Origin of the sequence: Frigoribacterium sp. Leaf263 (assembly GCF_001422285.1) — a bacterium.
Classification (GTDB): domain Bacteria; phylum Actinomycetota; class Actinomycetes; order Actinomycetales; family Microbacteriaceae; genus Frigoribacterium.
Genome location: NZ_LMMO01000003.1, coordinates 689,943 through 712,364 on the forward strand (window position 1 = coordinate 689,943; position 22,422 = coordinate 712,364).

Consider the following 22,422-nt stretch of genomic DNA (forward strand, 5'->3'; position numbering starts at 1 on the left):
GTGAAGTACGTCGTCCCCGTTCTCGCGGGCAGGCTCGTCCGCGCTGTCGCGCGTCTCCGAGGCGGTGGCTCCGCCTACCCGGGCCGAACTGTTCTGGCACTGGCACCCGACTTCCTCACGCACGTCTCGTCGCAGTTCGAGCGTGGCGTGGTCTTCGTGCTCGGCTCCAACGGCAAGTCGACCACGACCATGATGCTGACCGAGACGCTGCGAGCCCACGGTCTCTCGGTGTTCACCAATCCGACCGGGGCCAACCTCCCCCAGGGCATCGCCTCGGCGTTCCTCCGCGAGGTCACGCCGTTCGGCGACGTCAAGCACGACATCGGGGTCATCGAGGTCGACGAGGCCTTCGCCGTCGAGCTGACCAAGTCGTTGAACCCCTCGACCGTGCTGATGCTCAACGTCCAGGTCGATCAGCTGTACCGCTTCTTCGAGACCGAGCGCGTCGGCACGATGATGACCGACACGGCCGCTCTGGCCTCGCAGGCCGTCGTCACCAATCGCGACGACCAGCACCTCGGGCCGTACGTGGCGCGCCCCGGCCAGACCGTCACCCGCTTCGGTGCGTCGCCCGAGATCGTCGCCGCGTCGCCCAACGGTCTGCAGAACGCGAACGACTTCACGCGGAGCGCCGACCAGACTCTCGCCGCCGAGGCCGAGGTCGTCGCCCTCGACGGCGCCGCAGCGACGATCCGCGTCGGTGAAGTGACCGTCGAGGTCCAGCTCCCCGCCCGAGGTCTGCACTACGCCGTCGACGCCGCGGCGGCCCTTCAGACCGCGGCAGTCGTGCTCGGTGGATCGATCGACGCCGTCGCGGCGGCTCGGGCGTTCGACGGCATGAAGCCGGCTTACGGCCGCGGAGAGCGCATGTCCCTCGGCACGGACGACGCCGAGTTCATCATGTTCAAGAACGCAGCCAGTCTGCAGATGAACCTCGATGCTCTCCCGCAGGGCGTCGAGCAGGTGATGCTGGCCATCGATGAGGGCACCCCCGACATCTCGTGGATCTACGACATCGACTTCTCGCACCTCGACCACGTCGACGTCCTGGCGGGTGCCAAGGCATGGCAGCTGGCGCTGCGGCTCGAGCACGAGGGCATCCCCGTCCACGTGATCGAAGAGGACATCTCGAAGGCGATCAGACTGATGCGGGCCCTGCCTTCACCCAGCGACAAGACGAAGCACTTCGTGACGAACTACGAGCAGATGATGCTGGCACGCCGCATCCTGGGCCACCCCGACCTGGAGAAGAGCGCGTGAGCGACGATGTCCTGAGAATCGTCCACCTCTACCCTGAGGAGCTCGGCGTCAGCGGAGACCGCGGGAACGTCACGACGCTCGTGGAGCGAGCCCGCCGAGCGGGCATCGCGTCCGAGGTGACCGAGTACCGGGTCGGTGACGGTGTGCCGATGGTGGCCGACGTCGTCGTGCTCGGTCACGGTCCGCTCTCCGGAGTCCGAGCCGTCAGCGCCGACGCGACACGTCTCCGTGAGTCCCTCGAGGGATTCGCTCAGTCGGGGGTACCCGTGGTCGCGGTCGGCGGAGGGCTCGAACTCCTGACGCGCGGAGTCGTCACGGTCGAGGGCGAGACGGTCGACGGGGTCGGCTTCTTCGACGCGCTGGTCCGACGAGGAGCCCCTCGTCGGACGAACTACTTCCAGGTGACGACGACCTACGGCGGCGATGAGCTCACGCTCTTCGGCTTCGAGGATCATGCCGCTCATCTCGAGCTGGGCACGGGCTCGCAGCCCTTCGCGAGCGTCGTCCACGGTGGCGGCAACGGTGCCGACGGACACGAGGGCGTCGTGCGGGGGACGTCCTTCGGCACACAGCTCAAGGGTCCGTTGCTGCCTCTGAACCCGGCACTGACCGACAGGGTCCTCAGATCAGCGCTCTCGCGTCGGGGCATCTCCTATGCGATCACCGAGGCGCATGAGAAGCTCGATCGCTACGCCGCGGCATCGCAACGGGTGATCGCCGACAACCTCGAGCGGTCCTTCAAGGCGATGTGACGACGGAGAAGCCCGCATCCTCGGTGAGGATGCGGGCTTCTCCGTCGTGATCGCCGGGTAGAGCCCTGGATCAGTGCTCCGAGAGCTTCGAGCTCTCGTCGAGCCACTCGATCGCGGTCGGCTGCAGCTTGTCCTTCAACTTGGCGCCGTGGTGTGCGCAGAAGAAGAGCTGTCCGGTTGCCAGGGTCGCACGGATGTACGCCTGGGCTCCGCAGCTGTCGCAGCGGTCTGCCGCACTGAGCTGGTAGCGGGAGCCGAGCTCATCGACGGCGGTCTGGTCGGTGGCCATCTGAGTCATGGGGTGCTCCTCCTGACGGTGGTGCTGTGGATACGTGACACTCATCAAAACACGCCCACGAGACGAAGGTGAGACATTCGGACGTATTTCGCTCATCGCGTAGCTGCTCGATGACGAGAGAGTGTCGGGGCGACCGTGTCGGTGCCCCTCGTTACCATTGAACCCGGCCACCGCCTCCGGAATTCCCCGTCCGCGGTCGCCCGCACGCGTCAGGAGCACCCATTGGCCACGTCCGACTACTCGGCCCGTCATCTGTCCGTCCTCGAGGGCCTCGAGGCGGTCCGCAAGCGACCCGGCATGTACATCGGCAGCACGGACTCCCGCGGTCTCATGCACTGCCTCTGGGAGATCATCGACAACTCCGTCGACGAGGCCCTCGGGGGGCACGGAGACTCGATCGACGTCGTCCTGCATGCCGACGACAGCGTCGAGGTCCGAGACACCGCCCGGGGCATCCCGGTCGACATCGAGCCCAAGACGGGACTGACCGGCGTCGAGGTCGTCTTCACGAAGCTGCACGCCGGAGGCAAGTTCGGCGGCGGTTCGTACGGCTCCTCCGGAGGTCTGCACGGCGTCGGAGCCTCCGTCGTGAACGCCCTCTCGGAGCGGCTCGACGTCGAGGTCGACCGCAACGGCAAGACCTACGCCATGTCGTTCCGTCGCGGCGAGCCGGGTACCTTCGAGGACGACGGCGAGCCGACGCCGGACGCCCCGTTCACCCCGTTCGTGTCCGGCAGCGTCCTCCGCGAGACGGGCAAGGTGAAGCGCGGGGTCACCGGAACGCGCATCCGCTATTGGGCCGACCGTCAGATCTTCACCCGCGGCGCGGCCTTCCAGCCCGACGACCTCACCGGCCGCGCGCGCCAGACGGCCTTCCTCATCCCGGGTCTCACGCTCCGGATCCGCGACGAGCGGCCCGGATCGCTGACGGACGGCGGCTTCCCTCTCGAGAGCACGTTCCGGTTCGACGGGGGGATCAGCGAGTACGTCGAGTTCCTGGCTCCCGACGCGCCCGTGACCGACACCTGGCGCATGACGGGAACGGGGTCGTACACCGAGACGGTCCCGGTGCTGACGGACGGCGGTGCGATGGTGGCCACCGAGCTGACCCGCGAGTGCGAGGTCGACATCGCGCTCCGCTGGGGCGGCGGTTACGAGACCGTCTTCCGCAGCTTCGTCAACATCATCTCGACGCCGAAGGGCGGTTCGCACCAGGCGGGGTTCGAAGCCGGCCTCCTGAAGTTCCTCCGGCAGCAGGTCGAGCAGAACGCCCGTCGACTCAAGGTCGGCACCGACAAGATCGACAAGGACGATGTGCTCGCCGGTCTGACCGCCGTCCTGACCGTCCGACTGCCCGAACCCCAGTTCGAAGGGCAGACGAAGGAGATCCTCGGCACTCCCGCGGTCCGGGCGATCGTCGCCAACGTCGTGGCCACGCAGTTCGCCGAGCGCTTCGCCTCGACGCGGCGCGAGGACAAGGCGCAGACGGCCCTCGTGCTCGACAAGGTCGTCGCCGAGATGAAGTCGCGCATCGCCGCGCGCGCCCACAAGGAGACGCAACGACGCAAGAACGCCCTCGAGAACTCCTCGCTGCCCGCGAAGCTCGTCGACTGCCGCTCGAACGACGTCGCCAGCAGCGAGCTCTTCATCGTGGAGGGGGATTCGGCGCTGGGGACGGCGAAGGTCGCTCGCAACAGCGAGTTCCAGGCTCTTCTCCCCATCCGGGGGAAGATCCTGAACGTCCAGAAGGCCTCGGTCAGCGACATGCTCTCGAACGTCGAGTGCGCCTCCATCATCCAGGTCCTCGGCGCGGGGTCCGGCCGGTCCTTCGACCTCAGCGCGGCTCGGTACGGCAAGGTCATCATCATGAGCGACGCCGACGTCGACGGTGCGCACATCCGCACGTTGCTCCTGACGCTCTTCTTCCGGTACATGCGTCCGATGATCGAGGCGGGTCGGGTCTTCGCGGCCGTGCCGCCCCTCCATCGCGTGGTCGTCATGCACCCCGGAAGCAAGCCCAACGAGACGATCTACACGTACTCCGAGAAGGAGCTCCACGGGGTGCTCGCCGGGCTGAAGCGCACCAGCAAGAAGTTCCAGGATCCGATCCAGCGGTACAAGGGTCTCGGTGAGATGGACGCCGAGCAGCTCCGGACGACGACGATGGAGCGTCAGAACCGCATGCTGCGACGCGTCAAGGTCGACGACGCCGAGAATGCGGCGCGCGTGTTCGAGCTCCTGATGGGCAACGAGGTCGCCCCGCGCAAGGAGTTCATCATCGACGGCGCGGGTCTCAGTCGCGACCGCATCGACGTCTGACACCCGCGCAGACGCCGACCGAGCCGCAGCTCCCGCCGACGCGGTCGACGGTCTCGTGCGACGGGTGGCATGAGAGCCGTCCGCCGCACGAGCGGATCGATCTACGCCTCGTCGCCCGTCACGGGCGCCGTCGTCGCGTCGGGGGCGTCGGCACCCGCGTCGGCACCGGTCGCGGAGTCGGTGATGTGGGCCACGGAGGCCCCGACGGACCCGATCTCAGCCGACAGGGGAACACCTGAGGCGTCGCGGCGCGACGTGTCGGCGGGGATCTCTCGCACCCCGCCGTCGGTCCCGACCGCTCTGGCCGGGGCCGGCCCGACCCAGGCCAGTGTCAGCCCGTCCTCGCCCTTCAGCAGGGCGTGCGAACGGACCCCGCCCGTCGCGCGCCCCTTGCCGGGGTACTCGTCGAAGGCGCTGATCTTCCCTCGGCCCGGATCGGTGCCCGCGATGGTCGAAGCGCTGCTCGACACGGTGACGACGACGGCGTCGTGGCCGGCGGGGACAGCACCGAAGAAGATGACCGTCGACGAGTCGGGGAGGTTGATCCCGGCGACCCCGCCACCGGCGGGCCCCTGCGGTCGGACCGTCGCCGCCGGGAACCTCAGCAGCTGGGTCGACGACGAGACGAAGACGAGCTCGTCGTCGTCGGCGCCCTGGGCGACGCCGACGACCGAGTCGCCCTTCTTCAGCGTGATCACGGGGAAGTCGGGCCGTGACGGGTACTGCCCGGGGGAGACGCGTTTGACGACGCCACGAGCCGTGCCGAGGGCTATGGCTCGGTCCGCCGTCAGCGAGACCAGGGCGAGGACGCGCTCGCCCCGGTCGGTCAGACCGATGTAGTCGCGCACGGGCACGCCGGCGCCGAGCTGCACCGAGGTGGGGGGCACGGAGGGCAGATCGACCGGGGTGAACCGGATGAGGCGCCCGAGCGAGGTGACCGCGCCGATCTCCGTCCGGCTCGTCGTGTCGATCGACGACAGGATGGCGTCATGCTTCGTGCGCCGTGCCGGGGGAGTGGGAGCCCCCGATTCCGGGTCCTGGTGATCGACCCGCAGGATGCGTCCGGTCGTCGAGAGGAAGACCCGGGTCGGGGTGTCGGCGATCTCGAGCACGGGTGCCTTCTTCCCGCCTCGACCGACGGTCGCGACGCTCGGCGCCGCCTCGGTGAGCAGCGTCCGGCGCGGGGTCCCGAACTGCTCGGCGATCTCGCCGAGCTCGGTGGAGACGAGGGCCCGCAGTCGACGCTTGTCGGCCAGCAGCGCCCGCAGATCGGCGATCGCGGCCAGCAGGTCGTCCCGCTCCGCCTCCAGCTCGATGCGGCTGAACTTCGTGAGTCTGCGGAGCTGCAGATCGAGGATGTACTCGGCCTGGATCTCGCTGAGGTCGAACACCTCACGGAGGCGAGCCCGGGCCGCGGCGGTGTCGTCGCTCGTCCTGATGACCTGGATGACCTCGTCGATGTCGACGATGGCGATGAGCAGACCCTCGACCAGGTGGAGGCGGTCCTCCTTCTTCGCGAGTCGATAGCGCGTCCGACGGGTCACCACCTCGACCCGGTGCGCCACGTAGACCTCGAGCATCTCCTTGAGACCGAGCGTGCGCGGCTGTCCCTCGACGAGGGCGACGTTGTTGATGCTGAAGCCGTCTTCGAGCGGCGTGTAGCGGTAGAGCTGCTCGAGGACCGCCTGCGGGCTGAAACCCGTCTTGATGCCGATGACGAGACGCAGCCCGTGCTTGTGGTCGGTGAGATCGGTGACGTCGGTGATGCCCGTGAGCTTCTTGGCCTGGACGCCGTCCTTGATCTTCTCGATGACCTTCTCGGGTCCGACCAGGTAGGGGAGCTCGGTGACCACGAGGCCGTTCTTCCTCGCCGTGATGCTCTCGACCGCGACCTTCGCCCGCGTCTTGAAGCTGCCTCGACCGGTCGCGTACGCATCCCGGACCCCGGCGAGCCCCGAGATCGTCCCGCCCGTGGGCAGGTCGGGCCCCGGCACGAAGGCCATCAGGTCGTCGAGGCTCGCACCGGGATGGTCGATCAGGTGCCGCGCGGCGCCCACGACCTCGATGAGGTTGTGCGGAGCCATGTTCGTCGCCATTCCGACCGCGATGCCGCTGGCGCCGTTGACCAGGAGATTGGGGAACGCCGCGGGCAGGACCTCGGGCTGCATGAGCTGGTTGTCGTAGTTCGGCACGAAGTCGACGACGTCCTCGCCGAGGCTCTGCGTCATGGCCAGCGACGCCTCGGCCAGACGGGCCTCCGTGTACCGGGGCGCGGCCGGGCCGTCGTCGAGCGAGCCGAAGTTGCCGTGTCCGTCGATGAGCGGCACGCGCATGGTGAAGGGCTGCGCCTGGCGGACCATCGCGTCGTAGATCGCCGTGTCGCCGTGCGGGTGCAGCTTGCCCATGACCTCGCCGACCACTCGAGCGCTCTTCACGTGACCGCGATCGGGACGCAGGCCCATCTCGGACATCTGGTAGAGGATGCGCCGCTGCACGGGCTTGAGGCCGTCACGGGCGTCGGGCAGGGCACGCGAGTAGATGACCGAGTAGGCGTATTCGAGGAACGATCCCTGCATCTCGAGCGAGACGTCGATGTCCTCGATGCGTTCGCCGTCGTCGGGGCTGGAGAGGGTGTCGGTCGTCGTCATGCGCTTCTCAGGGGCAGGAGGCGCGAAGCACCTCGGATGGATGGTTCGGCTGTGGCAGACTGGTGCCGATGACGTCCATCGTACCGGGGCGCCCCCCGCACGCCGTGACCCTCGCCGACGTGCTGCCGGCGGTGGTGTCCTCTCTCGCCGGGGCCGACAATCCCCTCCGTCTCCCGCCGGCCGTCTCGGCCATCGTCCTCCTCGTGGACGGCCTGGGAAGCTCGGCGCTCGGTGCCCGGAAGGGCCATGCCCGGACCCTCGCGGCCGCGCCGGGGGGCAGCATCTGGTCGGGATTCCCGACGACGACCGCCGCCGCACTCACGACCCTGATGACCGGTGTCCTGCCCGGCGAGCACGGTCTCGTGGGGTACTCCGTCCTCGATGCGGATCGAGACCGGGTGGTCAAGCAGCTCTCCGGCTGGGACTCCGGCATGCGGCCCGACGTGTGGCAGCGCAGCAGCACGGTCTTCGAGCGGGCGGCCGATGCCGGGGTGACGAGCTTCGCGGTCGGTCCGAGGCGCTACGCCGCCTCGGGGCTCACCGAGGCGATCCTCTCCGGCGCGACGTACGTCTCGGCCGAGTCGATGGGTGACCGCTTCGACCGGGCGCGCGATCTGGCGGAGTCGACCCGCGCCTCCCTGGTGTATCTCTACGTCCCGGAGCTCGACATGATCGCCCACCGGGCGGGGTGGGAGTCGCCCGAGTGGACGACGGCGCTCGAGGAGCTGGACGCCGAGATCCGTCGTCTCGGCGACGGACTCGGCGCAGGCACGGGCCTCCTCGTGACGGCCGATCACGGGATCCTCGACGTCGGCGAACGCCGCCGCATCGTCTTCGGAGACCGGCCGGAGCTCGTCGACGGGGTCCGGCACGTCGCCGGCGAGCCGCGGTGTCTTCAGCTGCACTTCGAGCCCGATGCGTCGGAGGAGCGCCGGGCCGCGACGCTCGCCGCCTGGCGGGACGCCGAATCGGAGCGTGCCTGGGTCGTCACCCGGGAGCAGGCCGTCGAGGCCGACTGGTTCGGACCCGTGCACCCCGACGTGCTGCCGCGGATCGGCGACGTGCTGGTCGCGGCGCGCCGGGGCGTCGTCTACTACGACGGTCGCACCACCGGGGGAGTCGCCGGCTCGATGATCGGCCAGCATGGGAGCTGGTCGTCGGACGAGACGCAGGTGCCGCTGCGGCGTCTCGCGGCCTACGCGCGCTGACCTAGGGTCAGGAACTGCCGGTCACTGGTCGTCGTCCGACCGGGCACCGAAGACGATCTCGTCCCAGCTCGGCATCGAGGCGCGTCCACGGCCCTTCTTGCCACCGGCCGGCAGGGGGGTGACGGGAGGGATGGCGCCGGGGCGACGCGGTCGACCCGTGCGGGGAGCCCCTGCGATCGGGTACAGCGGCGAGGAGCCCGCGTCGGGGGTCGCGTCGTGATCCGCCTCGGGGGCCGACTCGGTCGAGCCCTCCGGGAGTCCGAAGTCGTCGAGAGGGACGTCGATGATGCGGATCGACCCGGCCGACGGGTGGGCCGCGGCGTCGTCATCCGAGAACCGGGCCGACTCCCGCTCGCCCCGGCGACGGCGGAGCGCCTCGAGCAGGTCGGCGGTCTGGTTGTGCGAGGACGTCGGGTCGGGGGCCCGGTTCGTCGCCGCGACGGCTGCCGGGGATCGCGTGTCCCCCCGGCGACGGTCGGGTTCCGACGTCGGTGCCGACTCCGGCTCGACCTCGGGTTCGGGAGCGACGTCGACGACGAATGCTCCGCTGTCGAAACGACCGGACGTCGTGGCCGGTTCGCGATCCACGGCTCGCAGACGGGGAGCCAGAGGCCCGATGTCCTCTCGGTGCTGCGACAGGGTGTTCGCGTCGCCGCCGGACGGCGCGAGGAGGAGCTTCTTGGGGTCGAAACGCCAGGTGGCGTCCCGCGCGACCTCGCGGGTGACGTACGAGACGTGGACGACCCACCCCTGATCGACGTCCTTGTAGCTCGTCCACTCGCGGTCGGTCGCCTCGGCCGAGTCGAGACGAGCCTCGATGACGCTCCCGAAGGTCGAGGATCCGCTGTCGGACTCCGTGGCGTCCGCGACCGTGACGGTGACGGCGAGAGCCGTCTCCAGCACGAAGGCGCGCTCGGCCAGGACGGGGCCCTCGAACCGACGGATGTAGGCGAGGTCGGCTCCGGTGGCGGCGGACACCTGCTCGGACGTCAGGCCCGCACGGATGTGCGCCTGGATCTCGCGGGGCGGCGCCTTCCGCTCCGCGGGGGAGCCGTCGGGTGCGGCGGCGCGCAGATGCGTGTGGAGCGAGTGCGTGACGGGGAGGCGGTATTCGCTCCCGCCGTCGGTCGCGACGAGCAGCGCACCGCTCTCGACTCCGATGACCCTCAGATCCTGCATGTCCCACGCCTTTCGCCGTCGTGATTCGCCCGTAAGACTCGCACGCCGAGGGCGTTCAACCGGGGAATAGAACGGGCGTGCCGCCAGTTCCTCCGAGGCGCCCGGGAGGCCCTGCCGACCGGTTTGCTATTCGGGAACGAGTCATGCAAACTGTGCGCGCCGAATTGGGTACACGAACGTAATAGAACTGGATGGGCATGGCAACCGACTACGACGCACCTCGCAAGAACGACGACGACTCGGAGTCGATCGAGGGGCTCAAGGAGCGGGTCCCCGACAAGATGACCGGCGTCGTGGACGACGACGCCGACAACCCGGGTTCGTTCGAACTCGCCGGTCAGGATCTCTCCGACCTCGACCTCGACGTCGTGGTGCTGCCGCCGCAGGTCGACGAGTTCACCTGCGTCGAGTGCTTCCTGGTGAAGCACCGGTCGCAGCTCGACCACGAGACCAAGCTCGGGGCTATCTGCCGGGAGTGCGCCGCCTGATCGACGTCAGGAGGTCGACGACCTCGTCGGGTCGACGGGTCGACACCAACCAGTAGGGTGCCGGGTCCGTCGGGTCGGTCAGCTCGATCTTGACGACCGGCTTCACCCATCCTCTGAAGAGGGTCCATGCTCGCGCGTCGAGCAGGGGCCCTCTTTCCGCTGCCGCGGCGGCGCCACGGAACGCCGTGACCTCTCCGATCTCGTGCGCGTGCAGTCGGGCGCGCCCGGCAGAGAGGCCCTCGTCGTCGATCGCCAGGACGGGAGAGCCGAAGACGAGGGCGACGACCGCCCCGACGTAGAAGACGACGGCCATGACGATGCCCACGGTGACGTTGATCGGGAGGAACACCAGCAGGGTCGCCGGCAGCAGCAGGGCGGAGGCGACGAAGACGGTGACCGGCGGGGACAGCCGCTCGCGGTAGTTGTGCATGAGTCCATTCGACCAGACTTCTGCACTACCCTCGACACGTGATTCAGACCCTGGACGTCCAGATCGCGGTCGACGGGGCCTCCGGCTCCGCGTTCGTGCCGAACTACTCGCACCCCGGGGACGCCGGTGCCGACCTCGTGTCGACGGAGGCGCTCACCCTCAGGGCCGGGCGCCGCGCCCTCGTGGGCACCGGCGTGCGCATCGCGCTGCCCGAGGGGCACGCCGCGTTCGTCGTCCCGCGCAGCGGTCTCGCGGCCAAGCACGGCATCACGGTGGTCAACAGCCCGGGCACGGTCGATGCGGGGTACCGCGGCGAGATCAAGGTCGCGTTGCTCAACACCGACGTCGAGCACGATCACGAGATCGCCGTCGGAGACAAGATCGCGCAGCTCGTCATCGTCCCGATCGTGAGGGCGACGTTCGTGCCGGTCGAGACGCTCCCCGAGAGCGTCCGCGGCGATGGCGGGTTCGGATCGACGGGCTACGCACAGCAGACAGGAGCGGCAACAGCATGAGGAAGTCAAAGCGCGCACAGCAGGCGGCCGAGGTCGAGATCGACGTCGAGCAGGTCGACGGCGACGACGTCGAGATCGACGTCAGCGGTCTGGACGACGTCGAGGTGTTCGACGACTCGAAGTCCGCACCGGCCGACCGGGCGGACGAGGGCCCCCTCGATGAGACCGAGGCGAATCCCGTCCGACCGTACGTGGACCTCGGCGGCGTGAAGATCGTCCCTCGAGAGGGTCTGCACCTGCGGCTCGAGGTCGAGGAGGGCAGCAAGCGGGTCGTCGCCGTGGGTCTCGACTTCGCGAAGTCCACGCTGCAGGTGCAGCCCTTCGCAGCCCCGCGCAGCGCCGGCCTGTGGAACGAGATCCGGGGGCAGATCTCCGAGCAGATCCAACGCCAGGGAGGCGCGACCACGGAGGTCGATGGTCCGTTCGGTCCCGAGGTGCGGGCCGAGATCCCCGTGATGGGAGGCGACCCCGGTCACACACGGCTCGCACGGTTCATCGGCGTGGATGGTCCCCGCTGGTTCCTCCGCGGGGTGATCGCCGGCGACGCCACCGTCGACGACGAGGCCGCCGCGAAGATCGAGGAGCTCTTCCGGAGCATCGTCGTGGTCAGGGGCACCAGTCCGATGGCGCCTCGTGACCTCATCCCCCTCTCCATGCCCAAGGCCGGTCCCACCGACGCGCCGGGCACCACTCCGTCGCAGGTCTGACACCCGTGATCGACGACGGCCGCCCCGCGGCGGACAGCGGCTCGCCCGACGACGACCCCCGCGTCTCGCTGGCGGCTCAACTCCGAGCGGCGGCCGGCAAGGCGGGCATCGGACAGGTCGCACCGGGTGAGGTGCCGACGGCAGGCGCACTGCTCGCCGCCATCGGCGGGGTGCGCGGGCTCGCCGAGTCCATCCTCCCGGGGCTCGGCTTCGTCGTCGTCTACACGCTGACGGCCAGCCTCGTGCCGTCGGTGCTCATCCCCGTCGGAGTCGCGGTCCTGTTCGTCGTGGCGCGGGTCCTTCAGAAGGGCCCGGTGGCGCAGGCCCTCGCCGGCGTCCTGGGGATCGCGCTCTCGGCTGCCATCGCCCTGCTGAGCGGTCGGGCCGAGGGCAACTTCATCCCGGGTCTCGTCGTTAACGCCGTCTCCCTGCTCGGCCTCCTCGTGAGCATCGCCGTGCGGTGGCCGGTCATCGGGATCGTCGTCGGTCTCCTCACCAACGAAGGCTCCGCCTGGCGCCGCGATCGGGCGAAGCGACGGGTGCTGGTCGCCACGACGTGGCTCTGGTGCGGTCTGTTCGCCGGGCGCCTCGCGGTGCAGCTCCCGCTCTTCTTCTCCGGCGAGATCGCGGCCCTGGCGACCGTGAAGCTCGTGATGGGGGTGCCGCTCTACGCCGCCGTCCTCTGGGTCACCTGGCTGCTCGTGCGGACGGTCTACCGCGGCCGTCTCGAGGCCGACGTCGACCGCGACGCGCCTGGACGCTGAACGCCTCCCGCCTCGCTCGGTGGTACATTTATCTCGACATCGAGATAAATCGACGACGTCGGCTCATGGACCGTCTTCGGACTTAGGCTTGCCTCGCTGGTGCGGCATCCGACCAGCGACCATGATGACGACGGAGTCAGCAAGGGAGACGGCACGTGTCTGCAATCAACAGTTTCGGTTCGAAGGATTCGCTGAGGGTCGGAGGCACCGACTACGAGGTCTACCGCATCGACGCGGTCGACGGAGCGGAGAGGCTGCCGTTCAGCCTGAAGGTCCTGCTCGAGAACCTCCTCCGCACCGAAGACGGTGCGAACGTGACGGGTGAGCAGATCCGCGCCCTCGGCTCCTGGCAGCCGAGCGCAGAGCCCGACACCGAGATCCAGTTCTCGCCTGCTCGCGTCGTCATGCAGGACTTCACCGGCGTGCCCTGCATCGTCGACCTCGCCACCATGCGCGAGGCCGTCTCGGCGCTCGGGGGCGATCCCACGAAGATCAACCCGCTCGCGCCGGCCGAGCTCGTCATCGATCACTCGGTCATCGCCGACCTCTTCGGCAGCGAGAACGCCCTCGAGCGCAACGTCGAGATCGAGTACGAGCGCAACGGCGAGCGGTACCAGTTCCTCCGCTGGGGACAGACGGCGTTCGACGACTTCAAGGTCGTGCCGCCGGGAACCGGCATCGTGCACCAGGTCAACATCGAGTACCTGGCCCGTGTCACCTACAGCCGCGACGTGGCGACGGCCGACGGCGGCACGGTCCTCCAGGCCTACCCGGACACGCTCGTCGGCACGGACTCGCACACCACCATGGTCAACGGCCTGGGCGTGCTCGGCTGGGGAGTCGGCGGGATCGAGGCCGAGGCGGCCATGCTCGGTCAGCCGGTGTCGATGCTGATCCCTCGTGTCGTCGGCTTCAAGCTGAGCGGCGCGATCCCGACGGGCGTCACGGCGACCGACGTCGTCCTCACCATCACGCAGCAGCTGCGCCAGCACGGGGTGGTCGGCAAGTTCGTCGAGTTCTACGGCGAAGGCGTCGCCGAGGTCCCGCTCGCCAACCGCGCCACGATCGGCAACATGAGCCCCGAGTTCGGGTCGACGGCGGCGATCTTCCCGATCGACGACGTCACGCTCGACTACCTCCGCCTGACCGGTCGCAGCGACGAGCAGATCGAGCTGGTCGAGAAGTACTCGAAGCTGCAGGGACTGTGGCACGACCCCTCGGTCGAACCCGTCTTCAGCGAGTACCTCGAGCTCGACCTCGCGACCGTGGTCCCCTCCATCGCCGGGCCCAAGCGCCCGCAAGACCGCATCGAGCTCACCTCCGCCAAGTCGCAGTTCGAGGTCGACCTCGGCGCCTATGCGACCACCGATCACACGAGCGTCGACGCGGCGGTCGAGGGCACCTTCCCCGCTTCCGACCCGATCGGTCTGACCGCAGAGGACGACGCGACCGAGGCTCCGACGCACGTTCACACGTCGCACGCCCCGGCCAAGACGTCGAAGCCGACTCCCGTCACCCTGGACGACGGCCGCGAGTTCACGATCGACCATGGTGCGGTCGCCATCGCGGCCATCACCTCCTGCACGAACACGTCGAACCCGTCGGTCATGCTGGCCGCGGGTCTCCTCGCGCGCAACGCCAGTCAGAAGGGCCTCAAGGCGAAGCCGTGGGTCAAGACGACCCTCGCACCCGGTTCGAAGGTCGTGACGGACTACTACGAGAAGGCCGGTCTCACGGCCTACCTCGAAGACCTGGGGTTCTACACCGTCGGCTACGGCTGCACGACCTGCATCGGCAACTCCGGTCCGCTGATCGACGAGATCTCGACGGCCGTCCAGGACAACGACCTCGCCGTGACCGCCGTCCTGTCGGGCAACCGCAACTTCGAGGGGCGGATCAACCCCGACGTCAAGATGAACTACCTGGCGAGCCCGCCGCTCGTCATCGCGTACGCACTCGCCGGTTCGATGAACTTCGACTTCGAGAACGACGCGCTGGGCACGGACTCCGAGGGGGGCGACGTCTACCTCTCCGACATCTGGCCCGACGCCGCCGAGGTGCAGAAGACCATCGACGAGTCGATCGACACGGACATGTTCACGCACGAGTACGCCGGCGTGTTCGACGGCGACGAGCGGTGGCGGTCGCTGCCGACCCCCACGGGAGCCACCTTCGAGTGGGACGAGCAGTCGACGTACGTGCGGAAGCCTCCGTACTTCGACGGCATGACCATCGAGACGACGCCCGTCACCGACATCCTCGACGCTCGCGTCCTGGCCAAGCTCGGCGACTCGGTCACCACCGATCACATCAGCCCCGCCGGGTCGATCAAGGTCGACAGCCCCGCCGGGCACTACCTCGCCGAGCACGGCGTCGACCGCAAGGACTTCAACTCCTACGGATCCCGTCGAGGCAACCACGAGGTCATGATCCGCGGCACGTTCGCGAACATCCGCCTGAAGAACCAGCTGCTGGACGGCGTCGAAGGCGGTTACACGCGGGACTTCACCCTCCCGGACGCCCCTCAGGCGTTCATCTACGACGCCAGCGCGCACTACCAGGAGGCTGGCACCCCGCTCGTGATCCTGGGCGGCAAGGAGTACGGGTCGGGATCATCCCGCGACTGGGCCGCGAAGGGCACGAGCCTCCTCGGGGTCAAGGCCGTCATCACCGAGAGCTTCGAGCGGATCCACCGTTCGAATCTGATCGGCATGGGCGTCGTCCCCCTGCAGTTCCCGGCCGGTGAGAGCTGGGAGTCGCTGGGCCTCGACGGCAGCGAGTCCATCAGCATCACCGGTCTCGAGGCGCTCAACTCCGGCACCACGCCGAAGACGGTGCATGTGGTCGCCAGCCCGACCGCCCACTCGCCCGAGGGCAAGGCCGTCGTCGAGTTCGACGCGGTCGTCCGCATCGACACTCCGGGTGAGGCCGACTACTACCGCAACGGCGGCATCCTGCAGTACGTGCTCCGCAGCCTGGTCTGAGCCTGGCCGATCCGAGAGGCCCCCGCCCCCGCGACATGCCGGTGGTCGGGGGTCTCTCCCGTTCTCCGCACCCTCGGTGCCTAGACTGAACCGATGCCCTCGGGGGCGTGGAAGGGAAGCCGGTATGAGCCTGCTCGAAACGATCAGCGGACCACGTGATCTCGACCGACTGACGGACGACCAGATGGTCGAGCTCGCGGGCGAGATCAGACGATTCCTCGTCGCCGAGGTCTCCAAGACGGGTGGCCACCTCGGTCCGAACCTCGGCGTCGTCGAGCTCACCCTCGCGCTTCATCGGGTCTTCCAGTCTCCGCACGACGCCATCGTCTTCGACACGGGACACCAGTCGTACGTGCACAAGCTCCTCACCGGCCGTCAGGACTTCACGCGTCTCCGCCTGCGGGGCGGACTGGCCGGATACCCCCAGCGATCGGAGTCCGAGCACGACATCGTCGAGAGCTCGCATGCATCGAGTTCGCTCTCGTGGGCGGACGGCATCTCGCGTGCGTTCCAGCTCACGGGTCAGTCCGACCGGCACGTCGTGGCCGTGGTCGGCGACGGTGCTCTCACCGGCGGCATGACCTGGGAGGCCCTCAACAACATCTCCGACGACAACGATCGCCGCCTCATCATCGTCGTGAACGACAACGGCCGGTCGTACGCGCCGACGATCGGCGGCATGGCGCGGTTCCTGAACACCGTCCGCACCCGCAGCACGTACCGGGACATGCACCGGGGCAGTCGGGCGTTCTTCGATCACCTGGGTCACCCGGGGCGGGCCTTCTATCGTGGCGTGAGAGGCGGGCTCCACGGTTTCCTCAGTCGCTTCACGAACAACGAGGCGCTGTACTCGAACCTCGACATCAAGTACGTCGGCCCGGTCGACGGACACGACCAGACGGCGATGGAGGAGGCGCTCCAGCAGGCCAAGAACTACGGCACGCCGGTCATCGTCCACGCGATCACGGAGAAGGGCCGGGGCTACGACCCCGCCCGAGCCGATGTCGCCGATCAGTTCCACGCCGTGGGTCAGATCGACCCCGAGACGGGGGAGCCGATCGCGGCCACGGGCGCCCCGTCGTGGACCTCGGTCTTCGCCGATGAGATCGTGTCGATCGCCGAGCGCGACGCCACGGTCGTGGGCATCACCGCCGCCATGCTGCGCCCCGTCGGTCTCCACAAGCTCGCCGAGCGGTTCCCGGGGCGGGTGCTCGACGTGGGGATCGCCGAACAGCACGCCGTCACGAGCGCCGCCGGCCTCGCCTTCGGAGGGCTGCATCCGGTCGTGGCGCTCTACGCGACGTTCGTCAACCGTGCGTTCGACCAGATCCTCATGGACGTCGGCCTGCATCAGGCGGGTGTGACGTTCGTCCTCGATCGAGCCGGCGTCACCGGCCCCGACGGCCCGAGTCACCATGGAATGTGGGACCTCGCGCTCCTGCAGATCGTTCCGCACATCCGTCTGGCGGCTCCGCGTGACGCCACGCGCCTCCGCGAGGAGCTCCGGGAGGCTGTCGCCGTCACCGACGCCCCGACGGTCGTCCGGTTCTCGAAGGGCAGCGTCGGCACGGAGCACGACGCCGTCGAGCGACTGGCCGACGGCGTCGACGTGCTGCACCGGGGCGACCGCCACGACGTCCTCCTGGTCTGCGTCGGCCCCATGGCCACGGTGGGGCTCGACGTCGCCGCCCGTCTCGCCGACCAGGGCATCGGCGCCACGGTCGTCGACCCGCGCTGGGTCGTTCCGGTGGCCCGTTCGGTCATCGACCTGGCGGCGTCTCATCGTCTCGTGGTGACCATCGAGGACGGCGTCCGGGTGGGCGGTATCGGGACCCGGATCCGGCAGGACCTCCGGGAGGCCGGAGTGGACACCGCCGTCACCGAACTCGGTCTCCCCGACGAGTTCCTGGCGCATGGTTCGAGGGCCGAGATCCTCGAGGAGGTCGGGCTGACACCGCAGACCATCGCCCGCGACGTCGTCGCGCAGGTGCTGGGCAGCAAGATCCCGGTCGCCCGACCGCTCTCCGACGAGGAGTCCGCCGACGCACCGGGTTCGGCCCGGCACCGCGACTGAGCGACGCGAACGCTGACGCTGACGCGAACGGCCCCGCAGCCTCTCGGGCTGCGGGGCCGTCCCCGTCGGTCGACGCGGATCAGGCGTTCACGCCTCGGATCGCCGGGGTGTGGAAGGTCGTGCCGCGGACGCGTTCGGAGGCCCCGACGCGATCCAGATACGGAGTGAGCCCGCCCATCTGGAACGGGTAGCCCGCGCCGAGGATGAGGCACAGATCGATGTCCTCAGCCGCGGAGACGACTCCGTCGTCGAGCATGCGACCGACCTCATCCGCGAGGCCGTCTTCGATCCGGACACGGAGCTCGTCGGCGGTGAGAGGCGTGCCCTGTCCCGCGACGAGGGCGACGGCCTTCTTGTCGAACCCCTGGCGGCGTCCCTTCGAGTCGCGATCGAAGATCCGTCCGTGATCGGCGAGCCGATGGAGCGCCTCGCTCGCGTGGAATCGCTCGGGGAAGGCCGCATGGTGGGTGTCGAGGACGTGCGCGCCCACGGTCAGACCGACGAGTTCGAGCAGCTCGAAGGGCGTCATGGGGAGGCCGAACGGATCGATGGAGCGATCGACGACCTCGAACGGGGTGCCGGTCTCGACCGCGTGCATGGCCTCGCCCAGGACCCTGGCGAGGATGCGGTTGACGACGAAGCCGGGCGTGTCGGCGGTGATGACGGCGTTCTTGCGGAGGTTCTTCGCCGTCACCATGGCGGTGCTCAGGGTCGCTTCGTCGGTTCGAGCGGTCTTCACGACCTCGATCAGGGGCATGACCGCCACGGGATTGAAGAAGTGGAACCCGACGAGCCGCTCGGGGTGGGCGAGCCCCGAACCGATCGCCGCGACGCCGAGCGACGATGTGTTGGTCGCCAGAATGGTCGTCTCGGAGACCACGGCCTCCACGTCGGCGAACACCTTCTGCTTGATCTCGAGCTCCTCGAAGACGGCCTCGATGACCCAGTCGCAGTCGGCGAAGTCGGCGAGGTCGGTCGTACCGGTGACCAGCGCCTCCAGCCGGTTGGACTCGTCGGCCGAGATGCGGCCCTTCTCGGCGAGTTGGACGATCTCGGCTCTGATGCGGGCCACACCGGCATCGACGCGTCCCTGGTCGAGGTCGGTGATGACGACGGGCACTCGGAGCCGCCGCACGAACAGCAGCGCGAACTGACTCGCCATCAGCCCCGCTCCCACGACCCCGACCTTGCCGATCGCCCGTGCGAGGTCGGGAGAGGGGGCACCCGCGGGGCGCTTCGCGCGCTTTTGCACCAGATCGAAGGCGTACATGCTGGCGGGGAACTGGTCGCCGGAGACCAGATCGGCCAGCGCCTCGTCCTCGGCGGCGAAGCCCGTCGCACGATCGGTGTTCTTCGCGGCCTTGAGCAGATCGAGTGCGGCGTAGGGCGAGGCCGCCACGGTGCCGATCTTCGACTGGAGCGACTTGCGGGCGATGCCGACGGCGGCGTCCCATTTGACGGCGCGCTCGATGCGCCCGGGCGTGTTCGGCCGCTTGACGGCGATCCGGCCCGTGACGACGCCGTCGGCCCAGCGGATGCTCTCCTCGAGGAACGTCGCGGGGCCGAACATCGCGTCGACGATGCCCAGCTCGAGCGCCTGCGCGGGTTTCAGCGTCCGGTTGTTCTTCAGGGGGTTCTCGACGATGACCCGGAGGGCGTTCTCGATGCCGATGAGGTTGGGCAGCAGCCAGGCTCCGCCCCAACCCGGGATGAGTCCGAGGAACACCTCGGGCAGCGCGATGGCCGCGGCCGACGAGTCGACCGTGCGGTAGTCGGCGTGGAGGGCGATCTCGACCCCGCCGCCCAGGGCGAGGCCGTTGACGAAGACGAAGGTCGGCACGCCGGCCTCGTGCAACTTGCCCAGGACCGCGTGCCCCTGGCGGGCGAGCTCGAGGCCGACGTCGCGGCTCGGGATCTGGCCGACCTTGCTGAGGTCCGCGCCGGCGGCCAGGAAGTACGGCTTGCCGGTGACGGCGATGGCGTCGATCTCGCCTCGGGAGGCGCGGGCTCGCAGGGAGTCGAGGGTCTCGCCGTACTCGGCGAGGGTCGCGGGCCCCAGAGTGCTCGGCCGGGTGTGGTCGCGTCCGTTGTCGAGAGTGACGAGGGCGAGCACGCCGCCGGAGGGCAGCGGCACGTCGCGGACGTGCGAATGCGTCACGACCTCGTCCACGGAGAGGGCCTTCAGGGTCTCGAGCGCCGTCGTCATGCTCGGGCCGCCTTTCGCGAGTAGTGCGGGTTCTCCCAGATGACGCTGCCGCCCTGGCCGAGGCCGACGCACATGGCGGTGAGGCCATAGCGCACGTCGGGTCGCTGCTCGAACTGTCGGGCGAGCTGGATCATCAGGCGGACCCCGCTCGAGGCGAGGGGGTGACCGACGGCGATGGCGCCTCCCCAGGGGTTGACGCGGGGGTCGTCGTCGTCGATGCCGAAGTGGTCGAGCAGAGACAGCACCTGCACGGCGAAGGCCTCGTTGAGCTCGAAGAGTCCGATGTCGTCGATGTCGAGCCCTGCCTTGCGGAGGGCCTTCTCGGTCGAGGGGACGGGCCCGATGCCCATGATCTCGGGGTCGACTCCGGCGTAGGCGAAGCTGACGAGACGCATCTTCGCGGCCAGGCCCAGTTCGTCGGCGGCCTGCTGCGACGCGAGCAGACTGACGGTCGCTCCGTCGTTCAGACCCGACGAGTTGCCGGCCGTCACGCGGCCGTGCGGTCGGAAGGGGGTCCGCAGAGAGGCGAGGCCCTCGAGGGTCGTCTCCGGGCGGGGCGCCTCGTCGCGGGTGGCGAGCCCCCAGCCCTCGTCGGTCGCGATGGCGACGGGCACGAGGTCGGGCTGCAGATGCCCGGCCTCGTAGGCCGCGGCCACCTTCTGCTGCGAGCGCATGGCGTAGCGGTCGGACCGCTCCTTCGTCAGCTGAGGGAACCGGTCGTGGATCCGCTCGGCCGTGTTACCCATGTTGAGCGCTTCGCCGCTGACGAGCTTCTCGGCCAGGAACCTCGGGTTCGGGTCGGCGTCGAAGCCCATCGGGTGGCGGCCCATGTGCTCGACGCCGCCGGCGATGGCGACGTCGTAGGCGCCGAAGGCGATGCCGCCGGCCAACGTCGTCACGCTGGTCATCGCGCCCGCGCACATGCGGTCGATGGCGAACCCGGGAACGGACTTCGGCAGACCCGCCAGGAGGGCCGTGGTCCGACCGAGGGTGAGCCCCTGGTCGCCCTGCTGCGTCGTCGCCGCGATGGCGACGTCGTCGACGCGGTCGAGGGGCAGCGACGGGTTCCGCTCGAGCAGCCCCGTCATCGCCTTGACGACGAGGTCGTCGGCCCGGGTCTTCCAGTACATGCCTTTGTCGCCGGCCCGCCCGAACGGGGTGCGTACCCCGTCGACGAAGACGACTTCTGTTCTCTCGGCCACAGTGCCTCCAGTGCTCGGATCTGCCGTGAGCCTAGGGATGGCACCTGTGCGGCGGAGAATCCTTCGCGGAAGTCTACGAAGCCGGGGCGTCGCCGTCCTCGGGCTCTTGGTGGGCGTCGACAAACGCGTCGGCGAGCACGCCGGCGACGGCGTCGATCTGCCAGGGTCGGGCTCCGAGGCCCGCCAGAGCGGTGGCGACGGCCTCGGTCTCGAACGGGATCGGGGGCTCCCAGGCGAGTCGTCTGAGGTGCTCGGGCGTGAGGAGGTTCTCGACCGGCATGTCGAGCGAGTCCGCGATCTCGGCGACGCGGGGTCGGGCGAACCGGTAGCGCGCGTCGGCCATCGGGTTCTTGTCGGCCCAGCTGCGGGGCGGGGGCAGGGTCTCGCCGGCCGGACCGCGCGTCGAGGGCAGATCGCCGGTGGCGAGGCCGCGTTCGATGGCGGCCCACCAGCGGTCCAGCTCGCTGCGGCTCGCCCGCCCCACGAACTCGCGGAGCGAGGCGAGGGCGCGCTTGTCGGCAGGCATGGCCTTGGTCGCGGCCACGAGCGACGAGTCCGGGACGAGGCGTCCCGGGGCCGTGTCGATCTCGCGGGCGTACTCGTCGCGGGCCGACCACAGCTCGCGCGCGACGGCGAGTCCTCGAGCGCCCCGCACCGTGTGCAGGCCGGTCAGCCGACGCCAGGGCTCGGCCTTCGGCGGCTTGGCCTCGCGGGCCACCGTGGCGGCGAACTCCTGTCGGGCGATCTCGAGCTTGCCGGCGTCGACGAGCCGCGCCTCCATGGCGTCGCGGAGGTCGACGAGCAGTTCGACGTCGAGGGCGGCGTAGACGAGCCAGCTCTGGGGGAGGGGCCTGGTCGACCAGTCGGCGGCGGAATGCTCCTTCGCGAGGTGCACGCCGAGGAGCTGCTCGACGACGGCCCCGAGACCGACCTTGGGCAGTCCGGCTATGCGGGCGCCGAGCTCGGTGTCGAAGACCGTCTGGGGATCGAGTCCGACCTCGCGGAGGCACGCGAGATCCTGGCTGGCGGCGTGCAGCACCCACTCCTCGTGGCCGATCACCTCCTGCAGTTCGGCGAAGGAGCCGATGGCGGGGGGATCGAAGAGGAACACGCCCGCTCCGCGGCGGAAGACCTGAATGAGGTACGCCCGCTGCGAGTAGCGGAATCCGGAGGCGCGCTCGGCGTCGATCGAGACCGGTCCGCTCCCGGCGCGGATCGCCTCGACGGCGGCGAGGTAGCCGTCGCGGTCCGCGATGACGTCGACGCGTCCGTGCAGGTCGTCCGCCGTGGTCAGCACGGTGGGCGAGACGGACACCACGGGCTCGGACGCCGCGGAGGCGTCGTCGCGACGGGGTTCTGATGCGGCGGTGTTCATGATCGTCCTTCTG

At 69.4% G+C, this 22,422-nt stretch carries 17 protein-coding genes; 10 read left to right on the plus strand and 7 right to left on the minus strand.

Going from position 1 to position 22,422, the window contains the following annotated elements:
• Both ASF17_RS07195 and ASF17_RS07200 read left to right on the plus strand, forming a co-directional pair.
• Entirely contained in the window at positions 1–1,260 is a 1,260-nt protein-coding gene (locus ASF17_RS07195) for a MurT ligase domain-containing protein (RefSeq protein ID WP_055797171.1), read from the plus strand.
• Positions 1,257–2,012: a type 1 glutamine amidotransferase gene (locus ASF17_RS07200; RefSeq protein WP_055797176.1), complete on the plus strand. Its 756-nt coding sequence runs from the start codon at positions 1,257–1,259 to the stop codon at positions 2,010–2,012. Before ASF17_RS07195 ends, ASF17_RS07200 begins: the two co-directional genes overlap by 4 nt.
• 70 nt (positions 2,013–2,082) lie before the next feature.
• On the opposite strand, the gene ASF17_RS07205 is transcribed toward ASF17_RS07200, so the two are convergent.
• Complete coding sequence (locus ASF17_RS07205; protein WP_055798417.1) at positions 2,083–2,310, minus strand: DUF7455 domain-containing protein; 228 nt, start codon at positions 2,308–2,310, stop codon at positions 2,083–2,085.
• A 222-nt stretch (positions 2,311–2,532) separates the two neighbouring features.
• Here ASF17_RS07205 and ASF17_RS07210 point away from each other — a divergent pair, with 222 nt between their 5' ends.
• A complete protein-coding gene (locus ASF17_RS07210; RefSeq protein WP_055797181.1) occupies positions 2,533–4,629 on the plus strand; it encodes a DNA gyrase/topoisomerase IV subunit B in 2,097 nt (698 codons plus the stop codon).
• A 101-nt stretch (positions 4,630–4,730) separates the two neighbouring features.
• On the opposite strand, the gene ASF17_RS07215 is transcribed toward ASF17_RS07210, so the two are convergent.
• Complete coding sequence (locus ASF17_RS07215; protein ID WP_055797183.1) at positions 4,731–7,277, minus strand: DNA gyrase/topoisomerase IV subunit A; 2,547 nt, start codon at positions 7,275–7,277, stop codon at positions 4,731–4,733.
• Between the two features lie 68 nt (positions 7,278–7,345).
• On the opposite strand from ASF17_RS07215, the gene ASF17_RS07220 reads away from it, so the two are divergent.
• Positions 7,346–8,485: an alkaline phosphatase family protein gene (locus ASF17_RS07220; protein ID WP_055797186.1), complete on the plus strand. Its 1,140-nt coding sequence runs from the start codon at positions 7,346–7,348 to the stop codon at positions 8,483–8,485.
• 21 nt (positions 8,486–8,506) lie between these two features.
• Here ASF17_RS07220 and sepH read toward each other — a convergent pair whose 3' ends face one another.
• Positions 8,507–9,664 (minus strand): septation protein SepH, encoded by a 1,158-nt coding sequence (gene sepH / locus ASF17_RS07225; RefSeq protein WP_055797190.1) that lies wholly within the window; start codon positions 9,662–9,664, stop codon positions 8,507–8,509.
• Between the two features lie 197 nt (positions 9,665–9,861).
• Here sepH and ASF17_RS07230 point away from each other — a divergent pair, with 197 nt between their 5' ends.
• Entirely contained in the window at positions 9,862–10,152 is a 291-nt protein-coding gene (locus ASF17_RS07230) for a DUF4193 domain-containing protein (protein ID WP_055798422.1), read from the plus strand.
• On the opposite strand, the gene ASF17_RS07235 is transcribed toward ASF17_RS07230, so the two are convergent.
• Positions 10,127–10,582: a DUF3093 domain-containing protein gene (locus tag ASF17_RS07235; RefSeq protein WP_055797193.1), complete on the minus strand. Its 456-nt coding sequence runs from the start codon at positions 10,580–10,582 to the stop codon at positions 10,127–10,129. The genes ASF17_RS07230 and ASF17_RS07235 overlap by 26 nt on opposite strands.
• A 62-nt stretch (positions 10,583–10,644) precedes the next feature.
• On the opposite strand from ASF17_RS07235, the gene dut reads away from it, so the two are divergent.
• From dut to dxs, 5 genes are all read left to right on the plus strand, one after another.
• Complete coding sequence (gene dut / locus ASF17_RS07240; RefSeq protein ID WP_156357365.1) at positions 10,645–11,097, plus strand: dUTP diphosphatase; 453 nt, start codon at positions 10,645–10,647, stop codon at positions 11,095–11,097.
• Entirely contained in the window at positions 11,094–11,804 is a 711-nt protein-coding gene (locus tag ASF17_RS07245) for a DUF3710 domain-containing protein (RefSeq protein ID WP_082475133.1), read from the plus strand. Before dut ends, ASF17_RS07245 begins: the two co-directional genes overlap by 4 nt.
• Before the next feature lie 5 nt (positions 11,805–11,809).
• Positions 11,810–12,568 (plus strand): DUF3159 domain-containing protein, encoded by a 759-nt coding sequence (locus ASF17_RS07250; RefSeq protein WP_055797196.1) that lies wholly within the window; start codon positions 11,810–11,812, stop codon positions 12,566–12,568.
• Positions 12,569–12,723: 155 nt separating this feature from the next.
• A complete protein-coding gene (gene acnA / locus ASF17_RS07255; protein WP_055797200.1) occupies positions 12,724–15,552 on the plus strand; it encodes an aconitate hydratase AcnA in 2,829 nt (942 codons plus the stop codon).
• Positions 15,553–15,676: 124 nt separating this feature from the next.
• The gene (gene dxs, locus ASF17_RS07260) at positions 15,677–17,626 is read left to right on the plus strand and encodes a 1-deoxy-D-xylulose-5-phosphate synthase (protein WP_055797204.1); all 1,950 of its coding nucleotides are present in this window, start codon (positions 15,677–15,679) and stop codon (positions 17,624–17,626) included.
• A gap of 79 nt (positions 17,627–17,705) precedes the next feature.
• Here dxs and ASF17_RS07265 read toward each other — a convergent pair whose 3' ends face one another.
• The 3 genes from ASF17_RS07265 to ASF17_RS07275 form a co-directional block, all read right to left on the minus strand.
• Positions 17,706–19,832: a 3-hydroxyacyl-CoA dehydrogenase NAD-binding domain-containing protein gene (locus ASF17_RS07265; RefSeq protein WP_055797207.1), complete on the minus strand. Its 2,127-nt coding sequence runs from the start codon at positions 19,830–19,832 to the stop codon at positions 17,706–17,708.
• Positions 19,829–21,034 (minus strand): thiolase family protein, encoded by a 1,206-nt coding sequence (locus ASF17_RS07270; RefSeq protein ID WP_055797210.1) that lies wholly within the window; start codon positions 21,032–21,034, stop codon positions 19,829–19,831. The genes ASF17_RS07265 and ASF17_RS07270 overlap by 4 nt, the downstream gene beginning before the upstream one ends.
• A gap of 73 nt (positions 21,035–21,107) precedes the next feature.
• Positions 21,108–22,409, minus strand: a complete 1,302-nt coding sequence (locus ASF17_RS07275; protein ID WP_082475134.1) for an HRDC domain-containing protein — start codon at positions 22,407–22,409, stop codon at positions 21,108–21,110.
• Positions 22,410–22,422 lie beyond the last annotated feature (13 nt).